Annotated in this window: 12 protein-coding genes; 8 read left to right on the forward strand and 4 right to left on the reverse strand. The window is 63.7% G+C overall.

What is annotated here, in order from left to right; all coding sequences use genetic code 11:
• From WBR57_RS09900 to tal, 7 genes are all read left to right on the forward strand, one after another.
• The coding region (locus WBR57_RS09900; RefSeq protein WP_424083668.1) for an ABC transporter permease at positions 1 to 277 on the forward strand (277 nt) is incomplete at its 5' end.
• A 50-nt stretch (positions 278 to 327) separates the two neighbouring features.
• Entirely contained in the window at positions 328 to 1,260 is a 933-nt protein-coding gene (locus WBR57_RS09905; RefSeq protein ID WP_424083669.1) for a sugar ABC transporter substrate-binding protein, read from the forward strand.
• Between the two features lie 15 nt (positions 1,261 to 1,275).
• Positions 1,276 to 2,784 (forward strand): sugar ABC transporter ATP-binding protein, encoded by a 1,509-nt coding sequence (locus WBR57_RS09910; RefSeq protein ID WP_424083670.1) that lies wholly within the window; start codon positions 1,276 to 1,278, stop codon positions 2,782 to 2,784.
• 130 nt (positions 2,785 to 2,914) lie between these two features.
• Positions 2,915 to 3,679: an SDR family oxidoreductase gene (locus tag WBR57_RS09915; protein ID WP_424083671.1), complete on the forward strand. Its 765-nt coding sequence runs from the start codon at positions 2,915 to 2,917 to the stop codon at positions 3,677 to 3,679.
• An 11-nt stretch (positions 3,680 to 3,690) separates the two neighbouring features.
• A complete protein-coding gene (locus WBR57_RS09920) occupies positions 3,691 to 4,491 on the forward strand; it encodes an SDR family oxidoreductase (protein ID WP_424083672.1) in 801 nt (266 codons plus the stop codon).
• Between the two features lie 45 nt (positions 4,492 to 4,536).
• Positions 4,537 to 5,490 carry a sugar-binding transcriptional regulator gene (locus WBR57_RS09925; RefSeq protein ID WP_424083673.1) on the forward strand — a complete coding sequence of 318 codons (954 nt, stop codon included), beginning with the start codon at positions 4,537 to 4,539 and terminating at the stop codon, positions 5,488 to 5,490.
• 22 nt (positions 5,491 to 5,512) lie between these two features.
• On the forward strand, positions 5,513 to 6,436 hold the full coding sequence (tal, locus tag WBR57_RS09930) for a transaldolase (RefSeq protein WP_424083674.1): 924 nt from the start codon (positions 5,513 to 5,515) through the stop codon (positions 6,434 to 6,436).
• Positions 6,437 to 6,487: 51 nt separating this feature from the next.
• Here tal and aqpZ read toward each other — a convergent pair whose 3' ends face one another.
• The 4 genes from aqpZ to WBR57_RS09950 all read right to left on the reverse strand — a co-directional run bounded on the left by aqpZ (position 6,488) and on the right by WBR57_RS09950 (position 10,050).
• Complete coding sequence (gene aqpZ, locus WBR57_RS09935; protein WP_424083675.1) at positions 6,488 to 7,192, reverse strand: aquaporin Z; 705 nt, start codon at positions 7,190 to 7,192, stop codon at positions 6,488 to 6,490.
• Positions 7,193 to 7,307: 115 nt separating this feature from the next.
• Complete coding sequence (locus WBR57_RS09940; protein WP_424083676.1) at positions 7,308 to 8,492, reverse strand: sugar transporter; 1,185 nt, start codon at positions 8,490 to 8,492, stop codon at positions 7,308 to 7,310.
• A gap of 110 nt (positions 8,493 to 8,602) precedes the next feature.
• Positions 8,603 to 8,965 carry a type 1 fimbrial protein gene (locus WBR57_RS09945; protein WP_424083677.1) on the reverse strand — a complete coding sequence of 121 codons (363 nt, stop codon included), beginning with the start codon at positions 8,963 to 8,965 and terminating at the stop codon, positions 8,603 to 8,605.
• Between the two features lie 86 nt (positions 8,966 to 9,051).
• Positions 9,052 to 10,050 (reverse strand): bile acid:sodium symporter family protein, encoded by a 999-nt coding sequence (locus WBR57_RS09950; protein WP_424083678.1) that lies wholly within the window; start codon positions 10,048 to 10,050, stop codon positions 9,052 to 9,054.
• An 85-nt stretch (positions 10,051 to 10,135) separates the two neighbouring features.
• On the opposite strand from WBR57_RS09950, the gene WBR57_RS09955 reads away from it, so the two are divergent.
• The gene (locus WBR57_RS09955) at positions 10,136 to 10,924 is read left to right on the forward strand and encodes an AraC family transcriptional regulator (protein WP_424083679.1); all 789 of its coding nucleotides are present in this window, start codon (positions 10,136 to 10,138) and stop codon (positions 10,922 to 10,924) included.
• Positions 10,925 to 11,216: the final 292 nt, after the last annotated feature.

Genomic DNA, 11,216 nt, shown 5'->3' on the forward strand with positions numbered 1-11,216 from the left:
GACCCTGGCCGCGCGCCTCGACTCCTCGCAACCGAGCGCCGGGCTGAGCCTGGAACTCGACGCCATCGCCGCCGTGGTGATTGGCGGCGCCAGCCTCAGCGGTGGCGTGGGCAGCATCGGCGGTACCCTGGTGGGTGTGCTGATCATTGGCGTGTTGCGCAATGGCCTCAACCTGCTCGGCGTTTCTCCGTTTATTCAACAAGTGGTGATCGGCGTGGTCATCGCCCTCGCCGTGACCATCGACACCCTGCGACGCCGCTCCAGCACTGCCCGTTAAACCTGTTCGACAGTTGACACCCTCCAACAATAAAACCAGGAGTCACCGACATGTTCAGCCCCAAGAAACTGCTTATCGCCACTGCGCTGGCGGCCGCCACCCTCACCGCTACCAGCACCACCTGGGCCAAGGACCTGACCATCGGCCTGGCCGTGGCCAACCTGCAGGCCGACTTTTTCAACCAGATCAAGCAATCGGTGGAAGCCGAAGGCAAGGCCAAGGGGATCAAAGTGATCACCGTGGACGCCCAGGGCAACTCCTCCACCCAGGTCAGCCAGATTGAAGACCTGATCACCCGCCAGATCGACGTGCTGATCTACATCCCGGCCGGTGCCACCGCCGCCGGTGTGCCGGTCAAAGCCGCCAAGGCCGCGGGCATCCCGGTGATCGCCGTGGACCGCAACGCCCCCGACGCACCGGGCGATACCTTTATCGCCAGCGACAGCGTGGCCGGCGCCAAGACCCTGGCCGAATACGTGGGCAAGATCACCGACGGCAAAGGCCGCATCGCGATCCTGCAAGGCCAGCTCGGCACCACGCCCGAAAACGATCGCGCCAAGGGTTTCGAACAGGGCCTCAAAGCCTTCCCGGACCTCAAGGTGGTTGCCCAGCAACCCGCCGAATGGGCCCAGGACAAAGGCTTCGCCGTGGCCCAGGACCTGCTCCAGCGTGACCCGAACATCACCGTATTCTTCGGCCGCGCCGACGCGATGGCATTGGGCGCAGCCCAGGCGGTGAAGGTCGGCAACCTCGATCACAAAGTCGTGGTGGTCGGTTTTGACGGCGACGTGGCCGGGCTCAAGGCCGTGGAAAGCGGCGTGCTGAATGCAACCATGACCCAGCAGACCCAGAAAATGGGGCGCCTGGCCGTGGCCTCGGCGATTGACCTGAAAGCCGGCAAAGACGTGCCCAAGGAACAACTGCTGCCGACCGTGCTGACCACCAAAGACAACGTCGCGCCGTTCCTGCAACAGCACCCGTAAGCCCTGGAGGTCGTCATGAGAGCAGCAGCTCTGGACACAGCCGCCGATGCGGTGCTGTGCCTGCGCAATATCAGCAAGGCCTACGGGCCGGTGCAGGTGCTGTCGCAGGTCAACGTGGACATTCGCCCCGGCGAAGTCCTGGCCCTGCTCGGTGAAAACGGCGCGGGCAAATCCACCCTGTCGTCGATCATCGCAGGCCTGGTGCAACCCGAAGCCGGGGGCAGCATGACCTGGCTCGGCGCGCCCTACGCGCCCGCGTCACCAGGGGCCGCGCTGGGCGCCGGGATCGGCCTGATCCACCAGGAGATCCGCCTGCTGCCGCAACTGTCGATCGCCGAGAACATCTTCGTCGGCCGCCTGCCCATGCGTCACGGGCGGGTCGACCGCGAGTACATGGAGGCCCAGGCGCAGATCCAGCTGGAGCGTCTGGGGCTCAAGGTGCCGGCGTCACGCAAGGTCGAAGGCCTGAGCGTGGCGGCCCAGCAACTGGTGGAAATCGCCAAGGCGCTGACGCTCAAGGCCAGCCTGTTGATTCTCGATGAGCCCACCGCCGCATTGGGCGGCGAAGAAACCGAGCTGCTGTTCAAGCAGGTGGAACGGCTGAAGGCCGAGGGCGTGTCGTTTATCTACATCAGCCATCGCCTGGAAGAAATCGCGCGCATCGCCGACCGCGTGCTGGTGCTGCGCGACGGTCGCCAGATCGCCCTGCATGCCACGGCCCAGGTGCCGGTGCGTGAGCTGGTGGAACAGATGGTCGGGCGCAGCCTGGAGCGGATTTTCCCCGCCTTGCAAGCGCCGCAGGACCGGGTGATGTTGCAGGTCAAGGACCTGACCTGCCGCGAATTCGCCTTGCACGGCATCGACTTCAGCGTACGTGCCGGTGAAGTGTTCGGCATTGCCGGGGTGGTCGGCGCCGGACGGACCGAGCTGGTGCGCACCATTGCCGGTGCAGCCCGCGACATCCAGGGCCACATGGTGCTGGACGGTGAAGTGCGCCAGCTGCGCTCGCCCTTCGAGGCGATCCAGGCCGGTGTGGTGCTGGTGCCCGAAGACCGCAAGCAGCAAGGCGTAGTGGTGGAACACCGCATCGAAGACAACCTGATTTACGGCAACACCGACCTGCTGGACAAACGCGGCTGGGTGTTCCCTGCGCCACTGCGCGAATTTGCGCGCACGGCGGTGGCGCGCCTCGGCGTGAAAGGTACGCCGCAGTCGCGAATTTCCAGCCTGTCCGGCGGTAACCAGCAAAAGGTGATCATTGCCAAATGGCTGGCGCGCAACCCCAAGGTGTTCATCCTCGATGAACCTACGCGCGGCATCGACGTGGGTGCGCGGGCGGCGATTTATGCAGTGATCGCCGACCTGGCGGCCAAAGGCATGGCGGTAATCGTGGTGAGTTCGGACCTGGATGAAGTGCTCGGGCTGTCCCATCGGGTGATGGTGATGAGCCGCGGCCGGCAGATGGGGATTCTGGAGCGCGCCGAAGCCACCCCGGTTTCAGTGATGGAAATGGCCACCGCTTGATTCAAATGTGGGAGGGGGCTTGCCCCCGATGAGGGAGTGTCAGTTGCTAACTCTGTAGCTGCCCCACTGCCATCGGGGGCAAGCCCCCTCCCACAGGGGCCCAATTGTGATTTCAAGAATGGAGTAGTTCATGCAACTTTTTAGTCTTCAGGGCCAAGTCGCCTTTGTCACCGGTGCCGGCAGCGGGATTGGCCAGGCCATCGCCGTCGGGCTGGCCGAAGCCGGCGCCGATGTCGCGTGTTTTGACCTGCCCGGCAGCCCCGGCATCAGCAGCACCGTAGCACGCATCCAGGCCTTGGGCCGTCGCGCCCTGGCCTTGAGCGGCACCGTCACCGAACGCGCCGCCCTCGATGCCGCCGTCGCCCGCACCGAAAGCGAACTCGGCGAGCTCAGCGTAGCGGTCAACTGCGCCGGCATCGCCAATGCCCAGGCCGCCGAAGACCTGGAACTGCAGCGCTGGCAAACCACCCTGGACATCAACCTCACCGGGATCTTCCTCAGTTGCCAGGCCCAGGCCGCGGTGATGCTGCCGCGGGGCAAAGGCGCCATCGTCAACATCGCCTCGATGTCCGGCAGCATCGTCAACCGTGGCCTGTTGCAGGCGCACTACAACACCTCCAAGGCCGGGGTGATCCACCTGAGCAAAAGCCTGGCGATGGAATGGGCGGACAAGGGCCTGCGCGTGAACTGCATCAGCCCCGGCTACACCGCGACGCCGATGAACTCGCGCCCGGAAGTCGCCGACCAGGTGAAGATTTTTGAACAGACCACGCCCATGGGCCGCATGGCCAGCGTGGAAGAAATGGTCGGCCCGGCGATTTTCCTGGTCAGCCAGGCCTCGTCCTTTTGCACCGGTGTCGACCTGCTGGTCGATGGCGGCTTTGTCTGCTGGTAAGGAGTCTTGTGATGTCGCAACGTTTCAGCGGTAAAACCGTAGTCATCACCGGCGCCTGCCGTGGCATCGGCGCCGGCATTGCCGAGCGCTTCGCCAGGGAAGGCGCCAACCTGGTACTGGCCTCCAATGACCTGGAGCGCGTGACCTTCACCGCCGACCAACTCGCCCAGGAATACCAGGTCGACACCCTGGCCATGGGCATCGACGTGACCCGCGAAGACGACATCGAAAAGCTCTACCGCGAAGGCCATGCGCGCTTTGGCAGCATCGACGTGTCGGTGCAGAACGCCGGCATCATCACCATCGACCACTACGACAAAATGCCCCGCGCCGATTTCGACAAGGTGCTGCAAGTCAACACCACCGGCGTGTGGCTGGGCTGCCGCGAGGCGGCCAAATACATGGTCAAGCAAGGCAGCGGGCGGCTGATCAACACTTCGTCCGGCCAGGGCCGCCAGGGCTTCATCTACACCCCGCACTACGCCGCGAGCAAAATGGGCGTGATCGGCATCACCCAGAGCCTGGCGTTGGAGCTGGCGCGGCATAACATCACGGTCAACGCGTTTTGCCCCGGCATCATCGAAAGCGAAATGTGGGACTACAACGACCGCGTGTGGGGCGAGATCCTCAGCACCGACGAAAAACGCTACGGCAAGGGCGAGCTGATGGCCGAATGGGTCAAGAACATCCCGTTGCGCCGCGCCGGCAAACCCTCGGATGTGGCCGGGCTGGTGGCGTTCCTGGCCTCGGACGATGCGGCCTACCTGACCGGCCAAGCGATCAATATCGACGGCGGCCTGATCATGTCGTAAGGGTTTGGTATCCTCACTGCTATTGATTTCATCACTGAGGCTTTCATGAGCCAAATCGAAGAACAGCGCCTGATCACCAAGATCGCGAGCCTCTATTACGAAGAAGGGCTCAAGCAGTCCGAAATCTCCACGCAACTGGATTTGTCGCAGTCGTTTATCAGCCGCGCCCTGCGCCGGGCACTGCAGGACGGCGTGGTGAAGATCAGCGTGATGCGCCTGCAAGGCCTGCACCTGGAGCTGGAAAGCCAATTGCAGCGCCGCTACGGCGTGCGCCAGGTGATCGTGGTGGAAGCCACCGAGCCGGGCAACGACGAGAGCATCAAGCAGGCCATCGGCTCGGCCGCCGCGCACTACCTGGAAACCAGCCTGTCGCCCCAGGACCACATCGGCATTTCGTCGTGGAGCAGCACCATTCGCGCGATGGTCGGCCACCTGCATGCCCAACCGGGCAAACAAGGCGCCCAGGAAGTGGTACAACTGTTGGGCGGCGTCGGCAACAAAGGCGCGTTCGAGGCAACGCTGCTGACCCAGCGCCTGGCCACCCTGCTCAACTGCCCGGCATTTTTGCTGCCCTCGCAAAGCATCGAGCAATCGGTGGAAAGCAAGCAGCGCATCGTGCAGATGGACGAGGTCAAGGAGGTGCTGCAACGCTTTGACAGCATCACCCTGGCCATCGTCGGCATTGGTGACCTGGAGCCCTCGCAACTGCTGCGCAACAGCGGCAACTACTACACCGAAGACATGCTGCGCCTGCTGGCCGAACGCGGTGCCGTCGGCGATATCTGCCTGCGCTATTTCGATGCCCAGGGCCAACCGGTGCTGGAAGAAGATGAAGAATTCGTGGTCTCGGTGGCACTGCCCAAGCTGCGCAACATCCAACGCGTGCTCGGCCTGGCCGGCGGGCTGAACAAGGTCCAGGCGATTCGCGGCGCGCTCAAGGGCGGCTATCTGGATATCCTGATCACTGACCTGGACACCGCACAGGCCCTTAACCAATAACCTTTTTTGGAGACAGCCGCTCATGACGTCCAAGCTCGAACAACTCAAGCAATTCACCACCGTGGTCTGCGACACCGGCGACCTGGAAGCCATCAGCCGCCTGCGCCCGGTCGACGCCACCACCAACCCGTCGCTGCTGCTCAAGGCCGCCGCCATCCCGGACTACGCCGAGCTGCTGCGCAATGCGGTGAACCTGTCCAAAGGCGATGTGGGCCTGGCCTGCGACCACTTTGCGGTGGCGGTGGGCGCGGGCATTCTCAAGGTGATTCCGGGGCGCATCTCCACGGAAGTCGATGCGCGTTTGTCGTTTGATGAAGATGCGTTGTGGGCCAAGGCCAACCAGTTGATCGCTCTGTACGACCAGGCCGGCATCGGCCGCGACCGCGTGCTGATCAAGCTGGCCTCCACCTGGGAAGGCATCCGCACCGCCGAACGCCTGGAAAAGGCCGGCATCCAGACCAACCTCACCCTGCTGTTCTCCTTCGCCCAGGCCGTGGCCTGCGCCGATGCGGGCGTGTTTCTGATCTCGCCGTTCGTGGGCCGCATCTACGACTGGTACCGCAAGAACACCGGCCTGGATTACACCGGCGCCGAAGACCCGGGCGTGCAGTCGGTGACGCGCATCTACAACTATTACAAGGCCAACCAGATCAACACCGTGGTCATGGGCGCAAGCTTCCGCACCCTCAGCCAGATCGAGCAGTTGGCCGGTTGCGATCGCTTGACCATCAGCCCGGACCTCCTGCAAAAGCTGGATGAAGACACCGGTACGCTGGCGCGTAAATTGGTGCCGGGTAGCGAGGGTGAAGCGCGTCAACGCTTGACCGAAGCGCAGTTCCGCTGGACGTCGAATGAAGACGCGATGGCGACTGAAAAACTCGCGGAAGGGATTCGCCAGTTTGCGCGGGATCAGGAGAAGCTTGAGGCCGTGCTGGCCGCGCTGTAATTGACCCTCCGTGCAGGCGCGAGTTTGCTCGCGCCTGCAAAGACGTGCCTGTCACGCGCTGCTGCGGTCGCCCAACCCACGGGCCACCAACGCCCCCAGCACCCCGCCAACAATCGGCGCGACCCAGAACAACCATAGCTGCGCAATGTACTCACCGCCCGCCAGCAAGGCCGGCCCGGTGCTGCGCGCGGGGTTTACCGAGGTATTGGTCACCGGGATCAGCACCAGGTGGATCAGCGTCAAAGCCAGGCCGATGGCAATCGGCGCAAAGCCTGGGGCTGCGCCGGGCGCCGTCACGCGCATGATGATCAGCACAAAGAAGAAGGTGGCGAGTATTTCGGCCAGCAATGCGGCTTGCATGTCGAAGCCACCGGGGCTCAGCTCGCCGTAGCCGTTGGCGGCAAAGCCACCCACTTCAAAACCGAGCTGCCCGTTGGCGATCACATACAGCGCCGCCGTGGCGGCAATCGCCCCCAGCACCTGCACCGTGATATACGGCAACACATCAATGCTGCGCACGCGGCGCCCCGCCCATAGCCCGATCGTGACCGCCGGGTTGAAATGCCCCCCGGAAATGCCGCCCACCGCGTACGCCATGGTCAGCACGGTCAGACCGAACGCCAGGGACACGCCCGCAAAACCAATGCCCAGTTCAGGGAACGCGGCCGCCAGGATCGCGCTGCCACAGCCGCCAAACGTCAGCCAGAAGGTACCCAGAAACTCTGCGGTCAAACGTTTTCGCACAATTGACTCCATTGCTGTTCAGTGCCGTCACCACAGGACGTGGGCGGTCTTGGGCGACGGTAGCAATGGGCTTCAAGCGGCCCTGTAAGACTTATCTTGTTTTACTGGATGTGTGGCGCTTTGCGCGTCAATCGCGCACCACACCCGTGCCGAACCTGTGAATCGCCAGGCAATACCCGATCAACGCCACCGCCGCCAGCAACCCGCCCGCCGCGCCGATCCAGGCGAAGCCAAAGTGGCTGCCGACCCAGCTGCCCATCAGCGCGCCGCCGCCGATGCCGATGTTGTAGATGCCGGAGAACATCGCCATGGCCACGTCGGTGGCGTCCGGCGCCAGTACCAGCACTTTGGACTGCATGGCCAGGCCGAAGCCCATGATCGCGATGCCCCAGAAGATGCTGAGGATCACCAGGTAGGATTCGGCACCGCTCAACGGCAACAGCAGCGACAGGCACGCCGCGAGCAGGAACACCGCGCCGACCACGAACAGGTGCGGGTTGAAGCGATGCACCAGGCTGAACAGCAGCGAACCGCCGATGCCCGCGCCGCCGAACACCAGCAAAATCAGGGTCACGGCGCTGCCGCTCATGCCGGCCACGCCTTCGACGAAGGGTTCGATGTAGCTGTAGGCGGTGAATTGCGCGGTCACCGTCAGCGCGGTGAGCACGTACAGCGCGACCAGCGCCGGGCGCTTGAACAACAACGGCAGGCTGCGCAGCGAGCCGGAGTTCTGGCTTGGCAACGGCGGTAAGGTCCGCGCCAGCCAGAACACCAGCGCCGCCGCGAAAGCGCCGATCACCAGAAAGGTGGTGCGCCAGCCCATGGCTTCGCCGAGCAGGCGGCCGAGCGGAATACCCAGCACCATCGCCAGCGAGGTGCCGGTGGCCAGCAGCCCGAGGGCTTGCACCTGTTTGCCTTCCGGCGCCAGGCGCACGGCCAGCGAGGCGGTAATCGACCAGAACAGCGCGTGGGACAAGGCGATGCCGACGCGGCTGAGCATCAGGATGCCAAAGCTGGTGGCGACGCTGGAGAGGATATGGCTGGCGATAAACAGGCCGAACAGCACGATGAGCAATTTGCGCCGTTCGACGTTACGCGTCAGCAGCATCACCGGCAGCGAGGTCAGGGACACGATCCATGCATAGATGGTAAGCATCAGGCCGACGCTGGCGATGGGCATGTCGAAGCTGGCGCCGATGGCGCTGAGCAGCCCCACCGGCACGAATTCAGTGGTATTGAACACAAACGCGGCCAGCGCGAGGGCGATGACCGGTTGCCAGTTGGCTTGGGGGGTTGCGGCTGAAATGCTCATTGCAGGGCGAGGTACTCTGGCGGTGATCCGACGGCCACGCAGAACAGCGTCGCCGCCGAGCATTCTATAGGTTCTCGGCCGGCTGTTGGCGCGGATCGTCGCCCAAAGGCTCAGGGCGACGTCAGCGTGATGACGTAGTTACCCGACACAATCCGCTTACCGGCACCGTCAACCAGCACATACTGCTGATCGTAATAACGGCCGTGACCGCTGTCCGCCACCAGCAGCACATGGGCTGCGTCGACGCTGGCCTCCGGCGCCATATTGCGCACATCCAAGCGGCTGCCGCGGCTGGCGCGGGTGCACCCGGCCAACTCCAGCACCGCGCCACTGCGCGCATTTGTCGCACACCCGCCCTCTACAACGCTGCCGCTGAACGCGATGGTGCCGTGAGTCACAGGTTGTATCGCGCCGCATGCGCTCGCCCAAAAACACAAGAGCCCTGTCATTGCCGCAAAACCGTTAACGCTCATATCGATACTCCTTGCTGGGCCAGTAAGAAGTAGATCGCCTGATGGAGCGCTAACTTGAGGTTATTCGTCAGCCTGCCCAGGCCGGTTTACGGGTCCACCTGCGCCATCAGCTCGGGAATGCTCTCCGGCCGTTTAGCATAACGCTGCGCCAACGCCGCGCAGACCATCAGCTGAATCTGGTGAAACAGCATCAGTGGCAAGATCAGCACGCCCATGCTCGCCCCGGCAAACAGCACCTGGGCCATCGGCACACCGGTAGCCAGGCTTTTCTTCGAGCCGCAGAACAGGATGGTGATGCGGTCTTCCTGATTAAACCCAAACGCCCTGCCCAGCAGCGTGGACGCCACCAGCACCAGGGCCAGCAGCACGCAACAGGCCACGACCAGGCCGCCGAGCTCCCACAGTGGGATCTGGTGCCAGATGCCTTCGTTGACCGCCTCGCTGAACGCGCCGTACACCACCAGCAGGATCGAGCCCTGGTCGACGAATTTCAGCCAGGATTTATTCCGGCCCACCCACTCGCCGATCCAGCGGCGGGCAATTTGCCCGGCGATAAACGGCAGCAGCAATTGCACACTGATTTTCACGATCGCATCGACGGTCGAGCCGCCCTCACCGTGCACGTTGAGCAACAGGGTCACCAGCAATGGCGTGAGGAAGATCCCGAACAGGCTGGACGCCGCCGCGCTGCAGATCGCCGCCGGAATATTGCCGCGCGCCAGCGAAGTGAAGGCAATCGCCGATTGCACGGTGGCCGGCAAGGCGCACAGGTAGAGCATGCCCATGTACAGGTCTTTGCCGATCAGCGGCGACAGCACCGGCTTGAGCGCCAGGCCCAGCAGCGGGAACAGCACAAAGGTCAGGCTGAACACCAGCAAGTGCAGGCGCCAGTGCCCGGCACCGGCGACGATGGCCTGGCGCGACAGCTTGGCGCCGTGCAGGAAAAACAGCAGCGCAATCGCCAGGTTGGTGACCCAGCCGAAGGCCACGGCGGTCTGGCCGCTGGCAGGCAGCAGGGACGCGAGGATCACCGTGGCGATCAGGGTCAGGGTGAAGTTGTCGGGCAGAAAACGGGGGCGAGTCATAAGCGGATCTTCCGGGGGTTGCCAAGAGCGTCATCGCGACTCTAACGTAACGGCTTGTTACCGACTAACGCCAATGAGCCAGTAAATGCCGCCTAAAGGACATGCCAATACCGTACGCCGCAGTGTGCCCGGGCTCTCCAGCCTGCCACGGCCGGTGTACGGGCGCACCGAATCCTTGCCCAACCGCGCGCTGACCCGGCGGCACAGCCACCCGTGGGTGCAATTGTCCTACGCGATTTCCGGGGTGCTGGAGATCCAGACCAGTGTCGGCCGCTTTGTCGCACCGCCCCAGCGCGCGGTGTGGATTCCGGCGGGCATGCCGCACCGGGTGTTCAGTTCGCCGCACACGGAAATGCGCAGCCTGTACCTGGATTGCAGCGTGACCACGTGGGCAGCCGAGCGCTGCCACGTATTGGAGGTGAGCAGTTTGTTGCGTGAGTTGATACGCAGCTTCAGCGAGTTGCCGGTGGAATATGCCGAGGACGGGGCGGATGGGCGCCTGGCCCAGGTGGTGCTGGACCAGTTGGCGGCGGCGCCGCAGGTGGATTTGATGTTGCCGTTGCCGCTGGACCCGCGGTTGCGGCAGATATATCGCAGCCTGAACCTGCACCCGGAGCAGCAGACCACGTTGGGGCAGTGGAGCCAGAAGCTGGGGGTCAGCGAGAAGACGCTGAGTCGGTTGTTTTTGAGTGATACCGGGCTGACGTTTCGGGCGTGGCGTCAACGATTAAGGTTGCTGACCGCCCTGCCCGCCCTGGAGCAGGGTGAACGGGTGACGGATGTGGCGTTGGGGTGCGGGTATGAATCGACGTCGGCGTTTATCAATGCGTTTCGGCAGCAGTTTGATGCGACACCGGGGGAGTTTTTTCGCTGAGGACGTGGGGGGGATCGTGTACATATCCGTTGCTGCGGTTATGGCCGCGTATGGTTTCGCCCTTACGGCGAGTCACTTTGCAAAAGCGGCAAAGTAACCAAAGCGCTCTTGCCCCACCACTCGGCACCTCGCCTAGGCTCGGTGTGCCCGAAAACAGGTACTACTCCGCGGGCCGCCGCGACGGGCCGTCCCTGCCCCGTCGCGGCTAAACCGGCGTCCTGCCGGTTTACCCGCTCCGTACTACCTGTTTTCGGCCAGCGTGGTTGACGGGGCGCCTAAGATCAACATCAAG

Origin of the sequence: Pseudomonas sp. (genome assembly GCF_049590575.1) — a bacterium.
Taxonomy (GTDB): Bacteria; Pseudomonadota; Gammaproteobacteria; order Pseudomonadales; family Pseudomonadaceae; genus Aquipseudomonas.